Raw genomic sequence first — 21830 nt, 5'->3', positions numbered from 1 at the left:
GCCTGCCCCGCCCGTCACGACAGGTCCACGAGGGCGCCGGACGGCCCCGGGCGGCGCCGGGCCGGTCAGCCCTGCCGCAGCCGGCTTTCGGTCAGCAGACCCTCCTGATCGAGGATCGGGTGCGCGACGGCGACCATGTGCGCCGTGATCCGCTTCAGGTCGCGCAGGATGTCGAGATGCAGCGACGAGCTGTCGAGGCTGGTCTCCTGCCCCTCGCGCAGGCGGATCAGGTGGCGCTGCGCCGACTGGCGCTCCAGCTTGCGGATGTCGACCTTCAGTTCCATCAGCCGCCGCGCGAGATCGCGGTCGCCCTGCAGGAACACGCTCTGCGCCATCTTCAGCGTCTCGAGGCTGATCAGGAACATCCGGTCAAGCTCCTCGCGCCCCTCGTCCGAGAACCGCAGCCCGAGGCCGATCTTCTTGCGCAACTCGGGCGCGAGCCCCTTGTCGATGATGTCGCCGATATGCTCGAGGTTGATGACATAGTCGAGGATCGCGATCGTGCGCCGCCGCTCGGCCTCGCCCGCGTCGCGGCCAAGCCGGGTGAGATAGGCCTTCACCTCCTGCTGGCGGCGGTCGATGCGGGTCTCAAGCTCGGTCACCTCGGCCAGCGGCGCGGCGTCGTCGGACAGGAAGGCGGTGCGGGTCTGGATCAGCATCCGCTCGACCGTGTCGCCGATCGCCAGCGCCTCGCGCCCGGCGCCCGCCAGCGCCAGCGCCGGGGTCTGCAGCGCGTCCTCGTCCAGCCAGCGCGGGCGGTCGTCGGCGCGGGCCGGATCGGCCGGGATCGCCCGCGCGACCGCCGCCGCGACCGGGCCGAGCGCCGGCCAGATCACCGCGGCCAGGCCCAGGTTGAAGGCGAGATGCGCCTCGACCGCGAGGCTGCCGCCCGAGGGCAGCCCGGCCAGCGCCGCGCCGAGCGGGCCGGCCAAGGGCAGCGCCACCGCGCAGCCGGCCGCGCGCACCGCGAGATTGCCCCAGGTCAGCCGCCGCGCCTCGGCCCCGGCGCCGGCGGTGGCCAGCACCGCGGGCAGCGCGCCGCCGAGGTTCGCCCCCAGCACCAGCACCACCGCCAGCCCCGGCGGCACCGCGAGCGAGGCCACCAGCAGCACCGCCGCCAGCGACGAGGCGCAGAGCGCGGCGATCGCGGCCGAAAAGACCAGCGCCACCGGCCAGGCCGCGTCGAGCAGCCCGAGGAAGGCCGCAAGCTCGGGCGCCGTGCGCAGCGGCTGCGTCGCCTGCCCCAGCAGCGCCAGCGACAGCAGCATCAGCCCGACCCCGACCAGCGCCCGCCCGACGCCCGCCCAGACCACCCCGGCCCGGCGGATCAGCACATAGCCCGACAGCAGCAGCACCGGCGCCAGCGCCTCGAGCCCGCTCGCGATCGCCCAGGCGGTCAGCGCGGTACCGACATTCGCGCCCAGCAGCGCGACCTGCGCCATGCGCGGCCGGATCATCCCGCGCTCGACGAAGCCGCTGGCCATCAGCGCGGTCGCGGTCGAGGATTGCAGCCCCAGCGTCGCCACCAGCCCCGACAGGAACGCGCGCGGCCCGGTGCGCGTGCCAAGGCCCAGCACCACCTGCAGCCGCAGGCCGAGCGCCTGGCCCAGCCCCTCGCGCACGAGGCCGATGCCGAACAGCAGCAGCGCCACCGCGCCCGCGATCTGGCAGGCCACCACCAGCGAAGCCATCCGTACCCTCCGTTTTGCTTCAGGCTGGACCGTTTCGCGCGGAATGCAAGCCCGGCGTCGGTGCGGCCGGCGCAGCCGCGCCGCAGGGCCCGGGCCGGAACCGGCGCGGGGTGTCGCGCGGGTGTGGGCCGGCGCCGGACTGTGCGTCGCCACCGGCGCAGTCGCCGGCGCGCCCGCCGATTGTCCACACGCGCGGCGCCATATGCTGCGACACCAGCAATTTTGTTGGCACGCAATCCATTTCCTGTCAGCTTGGCCTGGTTCCGAGGGAGCTTATGCGATGCGAGTTGACGAGCGTGCCGGCGAGGAAGCCGAAGTGGTGACCGATGACTGCTGTCCGATGATCTTCTGCGCCATGGTCCTGACGCTTGTCGTGACCCTTGCCGCGGGCACAGCGATGCTGCTGGCCTGAGGCCGCCCTGACCGGCCGCCACGCTGGCCGTACCCGCCCAAGGCGCCACCAGTCCGGTCTTCACCAAAGCGCGACGGCCTCCCGGCGCGGCACGGTGGCGCGCGGCATCGGCACAAAGCCCCGCGCGCCGCAAACGGACACGCGCGAACGCCGGATGGCGCAAGTCTCTGAAACTGGTGGGAAATGTTATGGTACCGCTTCCCCGGCTCGAACGGGGGACCTCTAGATCCACAATCTAGCGCTCTAACCAACTGAGCTAAAGCGGCACTGGTGGGCGATCTACAGGGAGCGCGCGGGGTTTGCAAGACCCCTCGGCACCCGATTGTCGCTTGCTTGGCGGCAGGGTTTCGCGCTACTCGCCGATGCGCCCCCGCGAAAGGACCCGACCATGAGCATCGACAAGGAAAGCGACATCTCGGCCAATCTGCAGATCGGCCCGACCACGCTCGGGATGGTGCGAATCTACGTCGAGGCCGAGGGGCTGGAGCTGCCGCTGGATTTCGATCCCGAAGAGGCCGAGGAGATCGCCGAGGAGCTGCGCGCCGCGGCCGAGGCCGCCCGGCAGATGGGCAGCGACGGCGCGCCGCAGGGCAAGGGCGGCAAGCCCGGCAAGGGCCGTCGCTGACGCCGCGATCCGCCGGGCGCGCCGCGCCCATCATCCCGCCGGCCGCCCCGCACTGACCGCCCGCACCGCGATGCGGCCCGTCGCCATGGCCGCCGGACCGCGCCCCCGGCGCGCCATCGCAGCGACCCGCACCACAGTCCGGGCGCAGGCCGCGCGCCCGTCCCCGCCGCCGTTGCTGTTCACCGAAGCGCGCCACAGGACGCCACAGGGCGGCGCCGATGCTCAGCCCAGACGGGCGCCCGGATCGCGCAGCGCCTGCAGCCGCCGCGCGGCGTGGCGCGCGAATCCCGCCGTCACCGCCTTGCGCCGCGCCGGCGCCAGCGGCGTCGCGGGCCCCATGCGCAGGATCTCGGCATCATAGGCGTCGGCCAGGATCAGGCCGGTCTCGGCCGGCAGCAGCGCGGTCGGGAAATCGGCGTCGACCGCCCAGAAGAATCGGTCCGCCCAGTCGAGATAGCCCTGCCACTTCCGGTCCGAGGTGTAATCGGCCCGGCCCGACTTGCATTCGACGATCCAGATCTCGCCGTTCGGCCCCAGCGCCATCACGTCGACGCGCAGGCCCGGCGCCGGCACCAGCTCCTCGACCGTGACGAAGCCCAGCGCCGCAAGGTGGCGGCAGGTGCCGCGCGCGATCAGCTGGCCGGGCATCGGCGCGCGGGCCGGCGCGGCCGCGCCCGCAAGGCCGGCGACCGGCGCACCGGGGCCGGCCGCCGCCGGGCCCGCATCGGGCACGGCATCGGGCGCGGCGGCGGGATCTTGCGACCAGTCGTCGGCGTGCTGCGGGGCCGGGGGATAGGGGCTGGGACGGGGGCTGTCGGCGGGCATGGCCCAAGCATGAACATTCCACGAACGCCTGTCCAGTCACATGCCGGTCAGCGCCGGCGCGCGGTGGCCCGGCCGGGTTCATCCTGTCGCACCGCGGACCCTTGCAGCCGCCGCCCCCCGGCCCTATCTTGTGCGACGGCGGGTACTGCCCCTCGCGTGAGAGGCTTTTTTCCAGTGGCCGATAAGCATTTCCTCGGGAGCTGGCTCTGCCAAGGCCCTGGCCTTGGTACCTGGCGCCCACCTGGTATATCCAGGCTCTCGGGAAATCACGCCATCCACGGTTGCCGCGGTTCCCGCCGCTTTCCCCTTTCCTCCGCTCGGGCCGGGATCGTCTGACGCCCCTCCCCGCGCGGAACGCCGCGCCCCGCCGAGGGCCCTGCGCCCAAGCGATCGCCTGGGCTAGCGGCGCTTCCCGCCCGGCCGCGGGCTCAGCGCGCACCGGGATCGTCGCGTCCGGGGCGTCCGGGGCGCCCCGGTCGGCCCGGCGGCGGCCCGCCGCGCAGGATCGCGATCGCGAACTGGACCGATCCGAAGACCACCGCATTGGCCAGCACCATCATCGCCACCGCCAGACCGCCCCCCGCGACCGAGGTCACGAGGTGGCGCAGCCCGGCCACGTCGAAGCCGAGCAGCAGTCCGGTGAACACCGCGGCCAGCGCGACGCCGATCACGGCGCTGCGGATGTAGAGACGGATCAGCTCGGGCATCGCTGCGCCTTTCCCGGACCATGGGTCGAGGATAGCCGCACGGGCTTTCGCATTGGCAAAAATATCCACGGCCCGGACCGCGGTGTCGCGCCAGAGCCCGGATCGGGGCGCCGGCGACATCCGCCCGGCCCCGACCCGCCCTGGATCAGCCCCGCCCCGGATCAGTCCCGGCCCCGACCAGCCCCGGTCCCCCGGGCGTCGCGGTCAGAAGGCCTCGGGGCGCGCCTCGCGGGCCATGTGGTCGAGCACGGCGTTGACAAAGCTCGGCTCCTTGCCCTCGGGGAAGAAGGCGCGGGCGACGTCGACGAACTCGTTGATCACCACCTTGGGCGGGGTCGCGGGGTTGACCAGCTCGGCCCCGGCGGCGCGGAACAGCGCCCTCAGCACCGGGTCGATGCGGTCGATCGGCCACTTGGCGACCAGCGCGCGGTCGGTCATCTGGTCGATCCGCGCCTGCCAGACCACCGCGTCGTCGACGAGGCGGCGGAACAGGTCGGGGTCGCCCTCGGCCATCTCGTCCTCGTCATAGACCGCGCCGAAGCGATGGGTCTCGAACTCGCGCGTGATCCGCTCGGGGGTCTGGCCCGAGGTCTCCATCTGGAACAGCGCCTGCACGGCATAGAGACGCGCGGCGGATTTCATCTGCCGCTTCTCTTCCTGGGTGCGCTTGATCGGACGCGGGGTTTCGTCGGTCATCGGATCCTCGGTGCCTGGACGGCGGAACGGGGGGCGGGGCTCAGCTCTCGGCGGATGCGAGGAAGCCCACGCCCCGGGTACGGCGGGCCCATTTGCGGGAAAGCGCGACCAGATGCAAGGCCGCAGCCGCCGCGCCGCCGCCCTTGTTCTGGCCCGCGGCCTCGGCGCGGACCTCGGCCTGCGCGCGGGTCTCGACGGTCAGGATCGCGTTGCCGATGCAGGCGCCCTGCAGGCCCAGCATCGTCAGCCCGCGCGAGCTGTCGTTGCACACGGTGTCGTAATGCGTCGTCTCGCCGCGGATCACGCAGCCCAGCGCGACGAAGCCGTCGTAGTCGGTCATCCGCGCGGCCATCGCGATCGCGGTCGGGATCTCCAGCGCGCCGGGCACCTCGACGGTGTCGTGGCTGCCGCCCACCGCCTCGACCGTGGCGCGGGCGCCGGCCAGCAGCTGGTCGGCGATGTCCTTGTAATAGGGCGCCACCACGATGAGGATCTTCACCGGGCGGTCGAAGTCCGGCAGGGCAAGGCTGTGGTGCTGTTCGGTCGCGGCCATGTCGTCACTCCGTGATCGGTTGGGTGCCGGTGATCTCGAGCCCGTAGCCCTCGAGGCCCACGACACGCGGCTTGGTGCTGTTGGTCACGAGGGTGATGCGCTTGAGCCCGAGCGTGGCGAGGATCTGCGCGCCCATGCCGTACTGGCGCAGGACGTGCGGGCTGGCGTGGCCCTCGACCGCGAGGCGCATGGTGGTGTCGCGCAGCAGCACGATCACGCCGCGGCCGGCGGCGCCGATGGTGCGCATCGCGGCCGCGAGGTCCGAGCCCTCGCCGATCCCCAGCACGTCCTCGAGCGGGTCGAGCTGGTGCACCCGCACCAGCACCGGCTCGGCCGAGGACAGGTCGCCCTTGGTCAGCACGATCTGCTCGGCGCCCTGCGTGGCATCGGTGAAGATCCGCATCACCCACTCGCCGCCATGGGCCGAGTGCACCGGCTTGACCGCGGTCTCGGTCACCAGGTTGTCGTGGCGGCGGCGGTAGGCGATCAGGTCCGAGATCGTGCCGATCTTCAGCCCGTGCTTCTGCGCGAATTTCACCAGGTCGGGCAGCCGCGCCATGGTGCCGTCGTCGTTCATGATCTCGCAGATCACGCCGGCGGGCTTCATGCCGGCCAGCCGCGCGACATCGACCGCGGCCTCGGTATGGCCGGCGCGCACCAGCACGCCGCCGTCGCGGGCGCGCAGCGGGAAGATGTGGCCCGGGGTGGCGATGTCCTGCGGCTGGGTGTCCTCGGCGATGGCCACCGCGATGGTCAGCGCCCGGTCCGCGGCCGAGATCCCGGTATCGACGCCCTCGCGCGCCTCGATCGAGACGGTGAAGGCGGTCTCGTGGCGCGACGAGTTCTTCGAGGCCATCAGCGGCAGGTTCAGCGCGTCGATGCGCTTGCCCTCCATCGGCAGGCAGATCAGGCCGCGGCCGTGGGTGGCCATGAAGTTCACGACATCCGCGCTCGCCATCTCGGCCGGGATCACCAGATCGCCCTCGTTCTCGCGGTCCTCGTGGTCGACGAGGATGAACATCCGGCCGGCGCGGGCATCGGCGATGATCTCCTCGGTGGTCGAGATCGCGTCGCGGTAGTGCTGGTCGTCTGCGGCGGTGGCGGGAACGGGTTCGGTCATGGCAGGGCTCCGGACAGTCGCGGCGGGTTTAGCGCGTCTTCCGGGCGATGACCAGATTCGCGGGCCGGGCCCGGCGTGCGCCACGGCAGGCCCGCCCTGCGCGGATCGCCGCCCCGGCCGCGCCCGGCGGCGGGACACTGGCCACCGCGGCGGCGGGTCCGGTCGGGCGAACGCCACCGCCAGCGCGCCCGGCGACACCGGCGGCCGTCCGGACAGGGAGCCCGCAGCCCGGCGATCTGCCCCCCGACGGACCAGTCTGCACAGCGGTGCGGTCCTCGGGCCGGTGGCGGCGACGGCCGGACAGGCGCAGCGGTCGGTCTCCTCGTCGGCGCGGGGTGCCTGCCCGCCGGCAGCGGCAACCACAGGGCTGGCAAAGGGATCAGCCGGGCGGCGTGGTCGGCCGTGCCAGCGACAGAGCGGTCGGTGCGACGGCGGGCCGGTCTGCGCGGCGGTGTGGGCGTTGGACCGGCGGGCGCTCCACTTGGCGGCGGGGGCAGACTGAGTGTCGGCTAGCGGCACTGAGAGAGATGACGGAGCGGGGCGCGGGGCGGTCTGAGCCTCGGTCCGGTGGCGCGGGCGCCGGCGGCGGGTTTGGTGGCGCGGCAGCCGGGAGGCAGCGGGCTGTTCGGCGTCGGGCCGGTCCGCGCGGCGGGAGAGGCCGCCCGGCATCGGGCAGCGTCTGACGGGCGCGGCGGGCGGTGCGTCGGCCGGGCGACCTCCGGCCCGGCGGTGGCGGAGCGGTCGGTGCGACGGCCGCCCGGCCTGCCCGGCGGCAGGGTCAGCCCGGGGCGGAAAAGAAGCGCTCGGCCGGCAGGTAGCCGGCAAGCCGGGCCGCCGCGGCCCAGTCGCGCTCGAGCCCGGTGTCGCCCACCAGCATCACCCGGTCCGACGGCCGCCCGCCCGCGAGCGCGCGCACCGCCTGCCCCAGCGCCGACCAGCCCAGCAGCCCCGGCGCCGCCCCCGCGCCGTCGAAGCCGATCCCCGCCCGCGCCAGCGCCGCCAGCCCCGCCTCGGGGCTCAGCGGTGGCTGCTGCGCGAGGTGGCGCGCGACGCCGCGCTGCGCGGCGAGCGCCCCGGCGCGCCCGGCCTCGAGCGCCTGCGCCGCGCGAAACAGCCGCAGCGCGTTCGACGAATAGAGGAAGGCCACGATGTCATGCCCGGTGGTCGCGCGCACCGTGGCATAGGTGCGGTAGTCCAGCCCGATCTCGGCCGCGCGGCGCACCCGCAGCCGCACCACCTCGATCGGCAGGGTCGGCAGCAGGTCGGCCCGCGCCCGGCCCCAGCAATGCGCCCGCCAGCCGCGCCCCGCGGCCAGCGCCGGCCCGCCGTTGTGCCCCGGCCCCGCGCTCATGCCTTGGCCACCGCCGCCGACCATTCCGACATCCGCGCGACATAGCGCGCCAGCGTGTCGACCTCGAGGTTGACGGGATCGCCCTCGCGCGCGGTGCCCCAGGTGGTGACGGTCTTGGTATGCGGGATCAGGTTGACGCCGAAGGTCGCGCCCTCGACCTCGTTCACCGTCAGCGAGGTGCCGTTCAGCGCGACCGAGCCCTTGGGCGCGATGAAGCCCGCAAGCTCGGCCGGCACGCGGAAGGTCAGCCGGGTGCTGTCGCCCTCGTCGCGGATCGCCACGATCTCGGCCACGCCGTCGACATGGCCCGAGACGATGTGGCCGCCCAGCTCGTCGCCGACCTTCAGCGCCCGCTCGAGGTTGATGCGCTTGCCCGGCGTCCAGCCGTTCGCCCCGAGGCTGGTCTTCGACAGCGTCTCGGCCGAGATCTGCACGTCGAACCAGTTGCGCGGGCCGGCCGGCGTCTCGGTCCCCGTGGCGATCACCGTCAGGCAGACGCCGTCGCAGGCGATCGAGGCGCCGATGTCGATCGTGGCCGGGTCATAGGCGGTGCCGATCCGGGCGCGCAGGTCGCCCTGCTGCTCGAGCTCGAGGATCTCGCCCATGTCGCTGACGATGCCGGTGAACATGCGGCCCCCTTTCTGCTGGTGTGTCCGGGTCTTCGGGTCTGGCGCCAAGTGCTAGACCCGCGCCGCGCCCCGCGCAAGGCGCAGGACTTCGCGCAATCACCCGCAAACTGCCGCGACGGCGCCGCAATCGGCGCCCAACACGGGCGCAGCCCCGCGCGGTTCATTGCCCCTTAGCCAGGTCCGGGGCTAGATGGGGCCGACACCCGCATCCCGGAGGACTGAGTGCCCGCATGCCCCGCCCCCCACGCCGTCCGGCCCCGTCCGCGGGGCCCGCGCGCATGAGCCCGGGGCCGGCGGGACCGCAGGACAGCCCCAGGATCGGCATCGCCGGCAGTGGCGGCGTAACTGGCGGCGGCACGCCCGGCGGGCCGGCGGCGGCCGGCCTGCGCTGCTTCCTGTTCCTGCAGGGGCCGCACGGGCCGTTCTTCGACCGGGTCGGGCGGATGCTGGCCCGGTCGGGCGCGCGGGTGCTGCGCGTGGGCTTCAACCGCGGCGACGAACGCTTCTGGTCCGATCGCGCCGGCTATATCGCCTATGCCGGCGCGCCCGAGGACTGGCGCGACACGCTCTCGGCGCTGATCGACCGCGAGGCGGTGACCGACATCGTGCTGTACGGCGACACCCGCCCGGTCCATGCCGCGGCGGTGGCCGAGGCCCGCGCCCGCGGCGTCACCGTGCACGTGTTCGAGGAAGGCTACCTGCGGCCCTACTGGATCACCTATGAACGCGAGGGGTCAAACGGGCATTCGCGGCTGATGGGGATGACGATCGCGGGCATGCGCCGCGCGCTCGAACGCTCCGAGATGGAGATGCCGGCCGCGCCCGCGCGCTGGGGCGACATGCGCCACCACGTGTTCTACGGCGCGCTCTACCATTTCTACGTCATGGCGCTGAACCGCCGCTATGCCGGGTTCCGGCCGCACCGCGGCATCTCGGTGCTGGGCGAGTTCCGGTTGCACCTGAAGCGGCTGCTGCTGATGCCGGTGCACGCGCTCGAACGCGTCGCGGCCACCCGCGCGATCCGGCTCGGGGGGTTTCCCTACCACCTCGTGCTGATGCAGCTCGCCCATGATGCGAGCTTCCGGATGCACGGGCCCTTCGCCACGATGACCGAATTCATCGACACCTGCCTGCAGGGCTTCGCCGAGGGGGCGCCGCGCCACCACCACCTGGTGTTCAAGGCCCATCCGCTCGAGGACGGGCGCAGCCCGATCCGCGCCGACATCCGCCGGCTGGCCGCGCGGCACGGCGTCGCCGACCGGGTGCACTACGTGCGCGGCGGCAAGCTGGCGGGTCTGCTGAACGGCGCCCGCTCGGCGGTGACGGTGAACTCGACCGCGGCGCAGCAGGTGCTGTGGCGCGGGCTGCCGCTGAAGGTCTTCGGCGCGGCGGTCTATTCCCAGCCCGAGTTCTGCTCGCCGCAGCCGCTGCCCGACTTCTTCGCCCGCCCCCGCCGCCCCGACAGCCGCGCCTACCGCGACTATCGCCACTACCTGCTGGAAACCAGCCAGGTGCCCGGCGGCTTCTACTCGGCCCGCGGCCGGCGCCACGCGCTGCGCCAGGTCATCGACATGATGCTGGCGGCCGAGGACCCCTATGACGCCCTGGCCGAGGGCGTTGCGGCACCTCGGCAACAATTGGTCGTCGTGCAATGATGCCACTGGCATTTTGACTTCGGATTCCGTACCCTTGCCGGAAAAAGCCAAGAAAAAAGACATCGAGGCAGCATCCGTAAAGGAGCCCGGGCAGTGACAGTAAAGGCTTCCCGCGGGGCGCGCGCAGCGACCCTGCTTGTTCTCGCGGCGGTGGTGGCCGGGTGCGGCCTGCCGCGCACGGGCCCCAACAAGCGCGAGATCTACTCCAGTTCCGTCCAGCGCCAGGGCGACGCCTTCGTCGTCGCGGTCAACGACCGGGTGAACCGCGCCGCGGGCGTGGTGCCGGCGCTCGGCTTCAGCCAGGCCTTCCTGCGCGCGGGCGTCGTCGGCTCGGACGACATCCGCCCCGGCGACACGCTGGGCCTGACGATCTGGGAAAACGTCGACCAGGGGCTGCTGGCCAGCGCCGGCCAGCCCGCGACGCAGCTCTCCGAGGTGCAGGTCGACGGCCAGGGCTTCATCTTCGTGCCCTATGCCGGGCGCATCAAGGCCGCCGGCAACACGCCCGAGGGCCTGCGCCGGATCATCACCGAAAAGCTCGACGCCCAGACCCCGGACCCGCAGGTTTCGGTCACCCGCGTCGCCGGCGACGGCGCCACGGTGACGGTGATGGGCTCGGTCTCGGGCCAGGGCGTCTACCCGATCGAACGCCCGACCCGCACCCTGTCGTCGATGCTGTCGCGCGCCGGCGGCATCGCGATCGAGCCCGACGTCGCCAAGGTCACCGTCACCCGCGGCAACCAGACCGGCACCGTCTGGCTGACCGACCTGTGGAAGAACCCCTCGCTCGACATCGGCCTGCGCCCCGGCGACGTCATCGTCGTCGAGGAGGATCAGCGCGCGTTCACCGCGCTGGGCGCCACCGCCGGCCAGCGCCGCGTCCGGTTCGAGACCCAGGACCTCTCGGCGCTCGAGGCGATCGCACAGGTCGGGGGCCTGGCCACCAACCTCGCCGATCCGACCGGCGTCTTCGTGCTGCGCAACGAACCGGCGGCGATCGCGAACCAGGTGCTGGGACGCACCGACCTCGTCGGGCCCCAGCGCATGGTCTACGTCCTCGACCTGACCAAGCCCACGGGCATGTTCCTGGCGCGGGACTTCGTGATCCGCGACGGCGACACCGTCTACGTGACCGAGGCGCCCTTCGTGCAGTGGACCAAGACGATCTCGGCGATCACCGGCTCGGCCGCCTCGCTCAACCAGGTGCAATCGGCCGGCGCCGGGCTGTCGTCGCTCTCGGGGGGCTGACACCCTGCCCGCCGATCCCGATCCCGAAGCCGCCGGCACCGCCCGGCGGCTTTTCTATTACACCGGCGGCTTCGCCCGCGACCGGGTGCTGCGCCGGATCCTCAGCCTTGCCGGCCATGCGCCGCGGCCCGGGCTGCTGGGCCGTCCCGGCCCGGCGGATCTTGTGGCGGTCTGGGGCCAGAGCCCCTTCGCCCATCGCGGCGAGGCCGTGGCCCGGCGCAGCGGCGCGGGTCTCCTGCGCATCGAGGACGCCTTCCTGCGCTCGGTCCGGCCGGGGCGCGCGGGCGGCGGGCCGCCCTTGGGGCTGATGCTCGACGCGACCGGCACGCCGGACCAGGGGGGCGTGCATTTCGACAGCCGCCAGCCCTCGTCGCTCGAGCGGCTGCTGCTTGACCACCCGCTCGACGATGCAGACCTTTTGCGACGCGCGCGCGATGGCATCGACCGGATCTCGGCGCTGCGCTTGTCCAAATACAACATCGCCGACGTTGACCTGCCGCCGCCCGACCCGGGGTACGTTCTGGTCGTCGACCAGACCGCGGGCGACGCTTCGATCCCGATGGGCGGCGCGCGCGACACGACCTTCCTCGAGATGCTGCTGATCGCGCAGGAGGAACACCCCCGCGCCCGGATCCTGATCAAGACCCACCCCGAGACGCAGTCGGGCGCCCGCCCCGGCCATTACGGCCCCGAACACGCCACCGGCCGGGTCAGCCTCGAGACGCGGCCCGTCGCGCCGCAGGTGCTGCTCGAGGGCGCGGTCGCGGTCTATACCGTCAGCTCGCAGCTGGGGTTCGAGGCGGTTCTGGCCGGCCATCGCCCCCGCGTCTTCGGCCAGCCCTTCTATGCCGGCTGGGGCCTGACCGAGGACGAACGCCCGGTCTGGCGCCGACAGCGCAAGCTGACGCGCGCGCAGCTTTTCGCCGCGGCGATGATCCTGGCGCCCACCTGGTACGACCGCTGCCGCGACCGGCTGGCCAGCTTCGAGGAGGCGGTCGACCAGCTCGAGGCCGAGGTCCGCGCCTTCCGCGACGACGGCCGCGGCCATGTCGCGCTGGGGATGCGGCTGTGGAAGCGCGGGCCGCTGCAGAAGATGCTGGGCCGCGAGCGGCGCATCGTCTTCGCCGAGGCGCCCGCCCCCGCGCAGGCCCGCGCCGCGGCCGAGGGGCGCCGGCTGATCGGCTGGGCCGGGCGGGTGCCGCCGGGGCTTGGGCCGGTGACGCGGGTCGAGGACGGCTTCCTGCGGTCGCGCGGGCTGGGGGCCGAGCTGGTGCCGCCGCTGTCGCTGGTGCTGGACCGCAGCGGGATCTACTACGACCCCGCGCGCGAGAGCGATCTTGAACGGCTGGTCGCCGCCGGCCCGCCCGCGGGCGGCACCCGCCGGGCCGAGCGGCTGGTCGCGCGGATCGTCGCGGCCGGGCTCAGCAAGTACAACCTTGGCGGCGCGCTGCCCGAGATGCCGGCCGGGCACCGGATCCTCGTGCCCGGGCAGGTCGAGGACGACGCCTCGATCCGGCTTGGCGCGGGCGAGGTGCGCACGAACCGCGACCTGCTGATCGCGACCCGCGCCCGCAACCCCGACGCGATCCTGCTCTACAAGCCGCACCCGGATGTCGAGGCGGGGCTGCGCCCCGGGGCGATCGCGCCGACAGAGCTGTTCACGCTGGCCGATTTCGTCGTCGCCGGCACCGATCCCGCCCGCCTGCTGGCCGAGGTCGACGAGGTCTGGACCATGACCTCGACGCTGGGGTTCGAGGCGCTGCTGCGCGGCTGCCCGGTCACCTGCTTCGGCGCGCCGTTCTATGCCGGCTGGGGGCTGACGCGCGATCTGGGGCCGGTGCCGGCGCGGCGGCGGGTGCGCCCGGGCCTTGCCGCCTTCGCCCATGCCGCGCTGATCGCCTATCCGCGCTATCACGACCCGGTCTCGGGCCTGCCCTGCCCGCCCGAGGTCGCGCTGGAGCGGCTGGCCGAGGGCCGGATCCCGCATCCGGGCGCGGCGAACCGGATGCTGGCGAAACTGCAGGGACGGCTGGCGTCGCAGGCCTGGATCTGGCGGCGCTAGCGCGGCCGGCGCCCGGCGCCCGTCAGGCCCGGACCCAGCGGTGGAAGACGTCGCCATCGACGGCCCGCGTCTCGGCCAGCCGGAAGCGGGGGTGATCGGCCAGCGCCGCGTCCGGCAGCGTGCCGATCGCGGCCCGCCCCCCGGCGCCCAGCGCAAGGCCCGCGGTGAAGCCCACCGCCTCGTCCACGAGGCCCGCCGCCAGCAGCGACGCGGCCAGCTGCCCGCCGCCCTCGCAGAACACCCGCGTCAGCCCCTCGGCGCCCAGCCGCACCATCATCGCCGCGGGGTCGATCCGCCCGCCCGGCGCCGGCACCTCGATCAGCCGCGCGCCGGCCTCGGCCCAGGCCGCGCGGCGGTCGATGGCCGCCTCGGGCCCGTGCAGCAGCCAGACCGGCAGCGTGCGCGCGCTGTCCGCGAGCCGCCCCAGCGGCAGGTCCAGCGCCGCCGAGGCCACCAGCCGCAGCGGCTGGTTCACCGCGCCAAGCCCGCGCACGTTCAGCATCGGGTCATCCGCCCGCACCGTGCCCGCGCCGACCAGGATCGCGTCGTGGCGCGCGCGCAGCGCATGGGTCAGGTGGCGCGCGCCGGGCCCGGTGATCCAGCGGCTTTCGCCGGTGCCGGTGGCGATGCGGCCGTCGAAACTGGTGGCGAGCTTGAGCGTCAGCATCGGCCGGCCCTGCCCGATCCGGGTCAGGAAGCCCTTCTGCGCCGCGACGGCCTCGTCCGCCATCAGCCCGACCTCGAGCGTGATCCCCGCCGCGCGCAGCATCGCGTGGCCGCGGCCCGCGACGCGCGGATCGGGATCCTCGATCGCGCTGACGACGCGGGCGACGCCCGCCGCCGCCAGCGCCTCGCAGCAGGGCGAGGTGCGGCCGTGATGGGCGCAAGGCTCGAGGCTGACATAGGCGGTGGCGCCGCGTGCGGCGGCGCCGGCCTGTTCCAGCGCCACGCGTTCGGCATGGGGCCGCCCGCCCGGCCGGGTCGCGCCGCGCCCGACGATGCGGGTGCCCTGGGTGATGACGCAGCCCACGGCGGGGTTGGGCCATGTCCGCCCCAGCCCCCGGCGCCCGAGCGAAATCGCCAGCGCCATGAAGCGGCGGTCATCCTCGACAGTCACGGCGTCAGCTTCTCTCGCGGCGGGGTCACTCGTCGCCGCTGCCGGCGGGACGCAGCTCGGACACGAACTTGTCGAAGTCGTCGGCATCGCGGAAGTTCTTGTAGACGCTGGCGAAGCGCACGTAGGACACGGTGTCGATCCGCGCCAGCGTCTCCATCACGATCTCGCCGATCACCTTCGAGGGGATGTCGGTGTCGCCCATCGATTCCAGCCGCCGCACGATGCCCGAGATCATCTGGTCGACGCGCTCGGGCTCGACCGGGCGCTTCTGCATCGCGATCCGGATCGAGCGTTCCAGCTTCGAGCGGTCGAATTCCTCGCGCTTGCCCGAGGACTTGATGACGATCAGGTCGCGCAGCTGCACGCGTTCATAGGTGGTGAAGCGGCCGCCGCAGGCCGGGCAGAAGCGGCGGCGGCGAATGGCGACGTGATCCTCGGCGGGCCGGGAATCCTTCACCTGAGTGTCGACATTGCCGCAGAACGGGCAGCGCATGGCCCTCTCCCTCGTCGGTCGGTCCGTTGTTTTCACCGGCACTATAGGGCCACCGCGAATCGTTGGGTAGCCGAATTTCCACCCCACCAGATGTCGTGGCCGATCGCTGTGTCCCGCGGGACTCAATCCGGCCCGGGCGGCGTCAGTCGGGGCGGAAATGCGCCGCGACCTCGCGCCGGTGCGGGGCGGTGCGATGTTCGAACAGGAACACGCCCTGCCAGGTGCCCAGCCGCATCCGCCCGCCGGAGACCGGGATCGACAGGCTGACCGGCAGCAGCGCGGCGCGGATATGGGCGGGCATGTCGTCGGGCCCCTCGTAGGTATGGGTCAGGTAGGCCATCGCGGGATCGGTCGTCGGCGGCACGGTGCGCGAGATCCAGGCCAGCAGGTCGGTCTGCACCTCGGGATCGGCATTCTCCTGGATCAGCAGCGAACACGAGGTATGGCGCACCAGAAGCGTCAGCAGCCCGTCGCCGTGCCCCGCAAGCCAGCGGACGAGATCGGCGGTGAATTCATAGCTGCCGGGGCCGCGGGTCGCGATCTGGAAGGTGGTCTGCATGGGCCCGATCAGGTCACGCGGCCGCGGGAATGGCAAGCCTCAGCAGCCGCGGCCCAGCACCATCACCCAGACCGTGCGGCCGCCGCCCCGGATCGCGGCCAGCCCCACGCCGCGCGCCTCGGGCGCCAGCATGTTGCGCAGATGCCCGGGCGAGCCGCGCCACATCGCCAGCGCCTGCGCGATCGGGTCCTGCGGCGCGGTGGTCGCGGCGATGTTCTCGGCCACCCAGCAGATGTCGGCCCCGCGCGCGAGCACCCGGTCCATCGGCCCGGTGCCCTCGGGCGCGCGGTGGTCGAAATAGCCGCGCCGGACCATGTCGCAGGCATGGCCCTCGGCCGCCTCGGACAGCACCGCCGACAGCGCCACCGGCGCCAGCCCCGCCCCGGCGCGCAGAGCGTTCAGCCGCGCAAGCCCCTCGGTCGCGCCTGCCCGGTCAAGCCGCAGCACCGCCCCCGGGCCGCAGGACAGCCCCGCGGCAGCCGTCGCCACCTCCGCCCGCGCGGCGCCGGCACAAAGCGTCGCGAGCAGCGCGGCGGCAAGGGCGGCGGCGGGGGCGGCACGCATCGCGATCAGTCGATCAGCAGCGGCCAGGTCAGCTCGCACATCGCCTGGGCATGGGCGGCGGTGAAGCCGCCGTCATCGCGCCCGATCGAGACCACGCCGGTATCGCCCGAGGCCCGGTCGGCCAGCACCGAGAACCGCATCTCGCCGATCGCGCGCGGGCTCGAGCCGGTGGTGCGGTAGATCCGGGTGGTCGGGTGCAGGTGCAGGTGGTTGATCGTGTATTCCCCCGCCGCGCACCAGTAGTCGTCCATCGTGTTCGAGGGGCGGTAGTCGACGGTGAAATCCTCGGCCGGGCCGTCGACGCGCAGCTGGTTCGGCGCGAGCCAGGCAAGCGAGGGGGTGGCACAAAGGCCGGCCAGCCCGAGGGCGGCGATGGCGGTGACGATACGGGGCATGGCACTCTCCTTCGCGGGGCCCGCGCGCAGCCGCGGGCCACGGCGGGACCATCCGTGCCCCGTCGACCTGCTATCTAGGGTGCGAAGCGCGCGGGGAAAAGCCCCCCGATCAGGCCCCTGCCGCGACGACGTCCAGCCAGCGCGCGGCCTCGTCCGGGCTGGCCAGCAGCACGATGACCTCGCCCGACTTGGCGGTGCGCGCGCCCGGGAAGGCCGCGGCCAGCGCCTCGGGCGTCACGGTGCCGCGGCGCAGCTCGGGCTTGCGGACATAGGCCAGCACGCCGTCGTCGTTCGGCACGGCGGCAAAGACCCAGTCCTCGCCGCGCTCGATGCGCAGCGCGGACTGGAAGCCCTTTTCATGCGCGAAGACCGACAGGTCGGGCCGCGCGGCAAAGCCCTCGACCAGCCGGTCGAAGGTCGCGCGGGCGGCGTCCGAGACGCAGGCGTCCCGCAGCTCCGAGATCTCCATCGTGCCGCGCCCTTACTGGTCGAGGAACGAGCGCAGCTTGCGCGACCGCGACGGGTGCTTGAGCTTGCGCAGCGCCTTGGCCTCGATCTGCCGGATCCGTTCGCGGGTGACCGAGAACTGCTGGCCGACCTCTTCCAGCGTGTGGTCGGTGTTCATGCCGATGCCGAAGCGCATCCGCAGCACCCGTTCCTCGCGCGGGGTGAGGCTGGCCAGAACGCGGGTCGTGGTTTCCTTCAGGTTCTCCTGAATGGCGCTGTCCAGCGGCAGGATCGCGTTCTTGTCCTCGATGAAGTCGCCAAGCTGGCTGTCTTCCTCGTCGCCGATCGGCGTTTCCAGCGAGATCGGTTCCTTGGCGATCTTCATCACCTTGCGGACCTTCTCGAGCGGCATCTGCAGCTTTTCGGCCAGTTCTTCCGGCGTCGGCTCGCGGCCGATCTCGTGCAGCATCTGCCGGCCGGTGCGCACCAGCTTGTTGATCGTCTCGATCATGTGCACCGGGATGCGGATCGTGCGCGCCTGGTCGGCGATCGAGCGGGTGATCGCCTGGCGGATCCACCAGGTCGCGTAGGTCGAGAACTTGTAGCCGCGGCGATACTCGAACTTGTCGACGGCCTTCATCAGGCCGATGTTGCCTTCCTGAATGAGATCAAGGAACTGCAGGCCGCGGTTCGTGTACTTCTTCGCGATCGAGATCACGAGCCGGAGGTTGGCCTCGACCATCTCCTTCTTGGCCTGGCGCGCTTCCTTCTCGCCCTTCTGGACCTGGTTCACGATCCGGCGGAATTCCTGGATGTCGACGCCGACATACTGGCCGACCTGCGCCATCTCGGCGCGCAGGTCGTCGACCTTGTCGCGGCTCTTCTCGAACAGCGCGAGCCAGCCGCGACCGCCCTTGGCGATCAGCCGGTCGACCCAGGTCGGGTCGAGTTCATAGCCGCGGTACTCGTCGATGAACTCGCGCCGGTTGATGCGGGCGGCGTCGGCAAGCTTCACCATGCCCGAGTCGATCGACATGATCTTGCGGTTGATGCCGTAAAGCTGGTCGATCAGCGCCTCGATGCGGTTGTTGTGCAGGTGAAGCTCGTTCACCAGCATCACCATCTCGCCGCGCAGCTTCTGATAGGCGACCTCGTCGGCGACCGAGAAGCTTGCGCCCTCGGACAGGGTCGCGGACATCCGCAGATCCTGCATCTCGGCGAGTTGCGCGTAGTTGTCGGCGATGATCTCGAGCGTCTCGAGCACCTTGGGCTTCAGCGCGGCTTCCATCGCCGCGAGCGACATCGCCGAGGCCTCGTCATCCTCGTCGCCGTCGTCCGAGGCGATCGGGTTGCCGTCGGCATCCAGCTCCTGCTCGCCCTGGCGCTTGGGCTGGGCGGGCGAGACGGCGGCGCCATCGACGATGGCCTCCTCCATGTCGTCCTCGCCCTCGCCGTCGAGATTGCGCCCGAACGTGGTCTCGAGGTCGATGACGTCGCGCAGCAGGATCTCTTCGGACAGAAGTTCGTCGCGCCAGATCGTGATCGCCTGGAAGGTCAGCGGGCTTTCGCACAGCCCCGCGATCATCGTGTTGCGGCCGGCCTCGATCCGCTTGGCGATGGCGATCTCGCCCTCGCGCGACAGCAGCTCGACCGAGCCCATCTCGCGCAGGTACATCCGCACCGGGTCGTCGGTGCGGTCGAGCGTCTCGGAGGTCGTGGTCGCGACCGCGACCTCGCGCGAGCCCGAGGCGGCCTCGACCACCTGGCCCCCGTTCGCGGCGGCGTTGGCATTGCCCTCGCCATCGTCGGCCTCGTCATCCTCGATGACATTGATGCCCATCTCCGAGAGCATCGACATCACGTCCTCGATCTGCTCGGACGAGACCTGCTCGGGCGGAAGGACCTGGTTCAGCTGGTCATAGGTGATGTAGCCGCGCTCTTTCGCTTCCGCGATCATGCGCTTCACAGCCGCCTGGCTCATGTCCAGCGAATGGTCCTGATCCTGATCGTCGTGCTTCACGTCTTCGGCGTCTCTGGCAGCCATGGGCACTCCTCATCGGGTCGTCGCGGGGCCCTCGGGCCATTGCGCCCCGCGCGGGGTCATCCGTCATCTTCCGGCGGCAGCGGCGGGCCGCCGGATCACCGGACATGATTCGACCAGCTGCGAATCATATCCGACCTCTTTACCGAATCGCGGCGCCGGATCACAGGGCACCTCGCGTCACAGATAGGACGTCGATGCCCCGTGTCACCGTGCTGCCGCGGAAAGCGGCGCCGACCGGTGCCGCGGGGTGCCGAAGGCGCCCGCCCACGGTGCGCGCACCCGGGCGGGGCGGCCGTCAGCGGCGGGGCTTTCGCCAGACCTCGCGGTCGATCATGTCCTGCAGCTGCCGGGTCAGCGCGTCGCGATCCTCGCCAAGATCCGAGGAATCGTTCAGACGCGACCGTTCGGCCCGCTGCCGTGCCTCGGCGGCCTTTCCCAGCCGCCAGGTCACGCCTTCGTCCGCGAAGCCCGCGAGATCGGCCACCGCATCGGCGATCTCCTCGCGCACGCCGCGCCGCGCCGCCAGCTTCGCCAGCTCTTCCGACAGGCAGGCCCTGGCGAATTGCGCGTCCGCATCCGCCCTCGCGGGCGGCGCGATCGCAACATGGGGAAGCTGTTCGATCGTTTCAAGGACGGCGCGCGCCGCCGAATCGATCCGCTCGCGCAGCGGCGCGTCCCCGCCCCGCGCTTCGCGCAGCAGCGCGCCGCGCAGCCGGTCGTGGCCCTCGCCGATCAGCTCGATCCGTTCGAGATCGCTTTCGAACGCGACGATGCAGGCCGGGTGGGCGGCGCAGATCGCCAGGATGATCGCCTCGCGCAGCCGGTCCTCGACCAGCCCCTCCTCGTCGCCCGCGGCCGCCGCCAGCATCGAGGCGCGGGTGCCGGCCAGCGGCTGGATCTCGACCGGGCGGGCACCGAACCGGCCGCCCGGCTGCCACGGCCGGCGCGGGCGCGGCTGGAAGCCGCCCTGGCGCGCGCCGCCCCCGCCACCATAGCCGCCGCCACCGCCGTAGCTGCCGCCCCGGTCCCCGCCATAGCCGCGGTCGTCGCCATAGCCCCGATCCTCGGCATAGCCGCCGCCATAGCCCGGGTCATAGCCGTCATGGGCCGGCGGCGCGGGCGCGCGCAGGATCTCGGCGCCGGGCGTGCGGAAGCCGAACAGCTCGCCGCGCATCCGCGCGATCTCGGCCGCGTAATGGCCGCGCAGCGAGGGGTCGCGGATCTGGCGGATCAGCTCGCGCAGCCGCCGGTCGAGGCCCGCGCGCCGCTCGGGGCTGTCGAAGACCTTGCCTTCGGTCTCGCGCCGCCACAGCAGGTCGACCATCGGCTGCGCGCCCTCGATCACCTGCGCCATCGCCTGCGCGCCGCGGGCGCGGATCAGGTCGTCGGGGTCCTCGCCCGCCGGCATCACCGCGAAGCGCAGCGCGTTCCCGGCCTCGAGCATCGGCAGCGCAAGGTCGATCAGCCGCTCGGCCGCGCGGACCCCCGCCTTGTCGCCGTCAAGCGCCACCACCGGCTCGGGCGAGATCCGCCACAAGAGCCGCAGCTGATCCTCGGTGATCGCGGTCCCCAAGGGGGCGACGGCGCCGCCGAAGCCCGCCTCGCTCAGCGCGATCACGTCCATGTAGCCCTCGGTGACGATCAGGGGCGCGCCCTTCGCCACCGCGTTGCGCGCGGCCTCCTGATTGTAGAGATTGCGGCCCTTGTCGAACAGCTCGGTCTCGGGGCCGTTGAGGTACTTGGCGCGCGCGTTCGGGTCCATAGACCGCCCGCCCAGGCTGATCGCCCGCCCCCGCCCGTCGCGGATCGGAAAGATGATGCGGCCGCGGAAGCGGTCATAGGGCGCGCCGCCGTCCTCGGGCTTGGCGCAAAGCCCGGCGGCGACGATCAGATCGGCCGCGATCCCCTTGGCGGTCAGCGCCTGCAGGATGCCCTGCCGGTTGTCCGGGGCCCAGCCGATGCCGAAGCGCTCCTGCCCGGCGGGGCCGAGGCCGCGCCGCTCGAGATAGTCGCGCGCGGGCCCGGCCGAGGCGGTCTTCAGCTGCAGCCGGTACCACTTCACCGCCTCTTCCATCACCTCGGCCAGCTGGCTGCGGCGGTCGGCCTTCCTGGCGGCCACGGGATCGCGGGCGGGCATGGTCATGCCGGCCTCGCGCGCGAGGGATTCGACCGCCTCCATGAAGGACTGGTTCTCGCTCTCGCGCAGGAAGGTGACGGCGTCGCCCTTGGCGTGGCAGCCAAAGCAGTAATAGAAGCCCTTGCGGTCATCCACATGGAAAGACGCGGATTTTTCCTGGTGGAACGGGCACGGCGCCCACCAGTCGCCCTTGGCCTGGTTCGACTTCCGGCGATCCCACGTGACCTTGCGGCCGACCACGCTGCTCAGCGTGATGCGGGTGCGAAGCTCTTCGAGGAAACCGGGGGGCAGACTCATGGCGGCCAATATCGGGCCTTGGGCGGGGGCTGTCCAGAAGCCGGGCGCGCGCCGGCTGTGGACGGCGCGCGAGGCCTGTGGATAACCGCGCCCTCCCCGCCCGCCGCGCCCCCCCGGGCACAGGCGGGGCCGCGGATCCCGAGACGCCTGACGACCGCCCGCGCGTGGCATCGTCGCCGGCGCGACGGCCAGCAACAACGGGG

Annotated in this window: 21 protein-coding genes, 1 tRNA gene and 1 other RNA gene; 6 read left to right on the top strand and 17 right to left on the bottom strand. The window is 72.6% G+C overall.

Annotated elements, in window-relative coordinates:
* Positions 1 to 65: 65 nt before the first annotated feature.
* Positions 66 to 1691: a Na/Pi cotransporter family protein gene (locus tag V8J39_RS01195; protein WP_336459042.1), complete on the bottom strand. Its 1626-nt coding sequence runs from the start codon at positions 1689 to 1691 to the stop codon at positions 66 to 68.
* Between the two features lie 280 nt (positions 1692 to 1971).
* On the opposite strand from V8J39_RS01195, the gene V8J39_RS01190 reads away from it, so the two are divergent.
* Positions 1972 to 2103, top strand: a complete 132-nt coding sequence (locus V8J39_RS01190; protein ID WP_336459041.1) for a hypothetical protein — start codon at positions 1972 to 1974, stop codon at positions 2101 to 2103.
* Positions 2104 to 2292: 189 nt separating this feature from the next.
* On the opposite strand, the gene V8J39_RS01185 is transcribed toward V8J39_RS01190, so the two are convergent.
* Positions 2293 to 2369, bottom strand: a tRNA-His gene (locus V8J39_RS01185).
* A gap of 122 nt (positions 2370 to 2491) precedes the next feature.
* Here V8J39_RS01185 and V8J39_RS01180 point away from each other — a divergent pair.
* Positions 2492 to 2728, top strand: coding sequence for a DUF6324 family protein (locus V8J39_RS01180; protein WP_336459040.1), 237 nt, complete (start codon positions 2492 to 2494; stop codon positions 2726 to 2728).
* Positions 2729 to 2950: 222 nt separating this feature from the next.
* Here V8J39_RS01180 and V8J39_RS01175 read toward each other — a convergent pair whose 3' ends face one another.
* Entirely contained in the window at positions 2951 to 3376 is a 426-nt protein-coding gene (locus V8J39_RS01175) for an MmcB family DNA repair protein (protein ID WP_336460163.1), read from the bottom strand.
* Positions 3377 to 3692: 316 nt separating this feature from the next.
* Here V8J39_RS01175 and ssrS point away from each other — a divergent pair.
* Positions 3693 to 3850, top strand: a non-coding RNA gene (gene ssrS, locus V8J39_RS01170) — 6S RNA.
* Positions 3851 to 3981: 131 nt separating this feature from the next.
* Here the strand turns inward: ssrS and V8J39_RS01165 are convergent.
* The 6 genes from V8J39_RS01165 to V8J39_RS01140 form a co-directional block, all read right to left on the bottom strand.
* Positions 3982 to 4260: a hypothetical protein gene (locus V8J39_RS01165; RefSeq protein ID WP_336459039.1), complete on the bottom strand. Its 279-nt coding sequence runs from the start codon at positions 4258 to 4260 to the stop codon at positions 3982 to 3984.
* Positions 4261 to 4464: 204 nt separating this feature from the next.
* Positions 4465 to 4956 (bottom strand): transcription antitermination factor NusB, encoded by a 492-nt coding sequence (nusB, locus tag V8J39_RS01160; RefSeq protein ID WP_336459038.1) that lies wholly within the window; start codon positions 4954 to 4956, stop codon positions 4465 to 4467.
* A gap of 40 nt (positions 4957 to 4996) precedes the next feature.
* Positions 4997 to 5509, bottom strand: coding sequence for a 6,7-dimethyl-8-ribityllumazine synthase (locus tag V8J39_RS01155; RefSeq protein ID WP_336459037.1), 513 nt, complete (start codon positions 5507 to 5509; stop codon positions 4997 to 4999).
* A gap of 4 nt (positions 5510 to 5513) precedes the next feature.
* Positions 5514 to 6629, bottom strand: coding sequence for a 3,4-dihydroxy-2-butanone-4-phosphate synthase (ribB, locus tag V8J39_RS01150; RefSeq protein WP_336459036.1), 1116 nt, complete (start codon positions 6627 to 6629; stop codon positions 5514 to 5516).
* Positions 6630 to 7407: 778 nt separating this feature from the next.
* Complete coding sequence (locus tag V8J39_RS01145; protein WP_336459035.1) at positions 7408 to 7980, bottom strand: hypothetical protein; 573 nt, start codon at positions 7978 to 7980, stop codon at positions 7408 to 7410.
* Positions 7977 to 8609: a riboflavin synthase gene (locus V8J39_RS01140; protein WP_336459034.1), complete on the bottom strand. Its 633-nt coding sequence runs from the start codon at positions 8607 to 8609 to the stop codon at positions 7977 to 7979. Before V8J39_RS01140 ends, V8J39_RS01145 begins: the two co-directional genes overlap by 4 nt.
* A 278-nt stretch (positions 8610 to 8887) precedes the next feature.
* On the opposite strand from V8J39_RS01140, the gene V8J39_RS01135 reads away from it, so the two are divergent.
* From V8J39_RS01135 to V8J39_RS01125, 3 genes are all read left to right on the top strand, one after another.
* A complete protein-coding gene (locus V8J39_RS01135) occupies positions 8888 to 10264 on the top strand; it encodes a capsule biosynthesis protein (RefSeq protein ID WP_336459033.1) in 1377 nt (458 codons plus the stop codon).
* A gap of 93 nt (positions 10265 to 10357) precedes the next feature.
* On the top strand, positions 10358 to 11512 hold the full coding sequence (locus tag V8J39_RS01130; RefSeq protein ID WP_336459032.1) for a polysaccharide biosynthesis/export family protein: 1155 nt from the start codon (positions 10358 to 10360) through the stop codon (positions 11510 to 11512).
* Positions 11513 to 11516: 4 nt separating this feature from the next.
* Positions 11517 to 13574 (top strand): capsular polysaccharide biosynthesis protein, encoded by a 2058-nt coding sequence (locus V8J39_RS01125; protein ID WP_442902557.1) that lies wholly within the window; start codon positions 11517 to 11519, stop codon positions 13572 to 13574.
* 22 nt (positions 13575 to 13596) lie between these two features.
* On the opposite strand, the gene ribD is transcribed toward V8J39_RS01125, so the two are convergent.
* The 8 genes from ribD to dnaG all read right to left on the bottom strand — a co-directional run bounded on the left by ribD (position 13597) and on the right by dnaG (position 21627).
* On the bottom strand, positions 13597 to 14664 hold the full coding sequence (ribD, locus tag V8J39_RS01120; RefSeq protein ID WP_442902556.1) for a bifunctional diaminohydroxyphosphoribosylaminopyrimidine deaminase/5-amino-6-(5-phosphoribosylamino)uracil reductase RibD: 1068 nt from the start codon (positions 14662 to 14664) through the stop codon (positions 13597 to 13599).
* Positions 14665 to 14716: 52 nt separating this feature from the next.
* Positions 14717 to 15184, bottom strand: coding sequence for a transcriptional regulator NrdR (gene nrdR / locus V8J39_RS01115; protein WP_336459029.1), 468 nt, complete (start codon positions 15182 to 15184; stop codon positions 14717 to 14719).
* 142 nt (positions 15185 to 15326) lie between these two features.
* Positions 15327 to 15743 carry a secondary thiamine-phosphate synthase enzyme YjbQ gene (locus V8J39_RS01110; protein WP_336459028.1) on the bottom strand — a complete coding sequence of 139 codons (417 nt, stop codon included), beginning with the start codon at positions 15741 to 15743 and terminating at the stop codon, positions 15327 to 15329.
* 39 nt (positions 15744 to 15782) lie between these two features.
* The gene (locus tag V8J39_RS01105; protein ID WP_336459027.1) at positions 15783 to 16307 is read right to left on the bottom strand and encodes a CAP domain-containing protein; all 525 of its coding nucleotides are present in this window, start codon (positions 16305 to 16307) and stop codon (positions 15783 to 15785) included.
* Positions 16308 to 16312: 5 nt separating this feature from the next.
* Complete coding sequence (locus V8J39_RS01100) at positions 16313 to 16702, bottom strand: hypothetical protein (protein WP_336459026.1); 390 nt, start codon at positions 16700 to 16702, stop codon at positions 16313 to 16315.
* Positions 16703 to 16811: 109 nt separating this feature from the next.
* The gene (locus V8J39_RS01095; protein ID WP_336459025.1) at positions 16812 to 17171 is read right to left on the bottom strand and encodes a hypothetical protein; all 360 of its coding nucleotides are present in this window, start codon (positions 17169 to 17171) and stop codon (positions 16812 to 16814) included.
* Between the two features lie 12 nt (positions 17172 to 17183).
* Positions 17184 to 19193 (bottom strand): RNA polymerase sigma factor RpoD, encoded by a 2010-nt coding sequence (gene rpoD, locus V8J39_RS01090; RefSeq protein WP_336459024.1) that lies wholly within the window; start codon positions 19191 to 19193, stop codon positions 17184 to 17186.
* A 295-nt stretch (positions 19194 to 19488) separates the two neighbouring features.
* Positions 19489 to 21627 carry a DNA primase gene (gene dnaG / locus V8J39_RS01085; RefSeq protein ID WP_336459023.1) on the bottom strand — a complete coding sequence of 713 codons (2139 nt, stop codon included), beginning with the start codon at positions 21625 to 21627 and terminating at the stop codon, positions 19489 to 19491.
* Positions 21628 to 21830 lie beyond the last annotated feature (203 nt).

This window comes from Frigidibacter sp. MR17.24, from assembly GCF_037095655.1.
Classification (GTDB): domain Bacteria; phylum Pseudomonadota; class Alphaproteobacteria; order Rhodobacterales; family Rhodobacteraceae; genus Frigidibacter.
The sequence above is the reverse complement of the archived record's forward strand: the minus strand, read 5'-3'. Positions and strand labels throughout refer to the sequence as shown.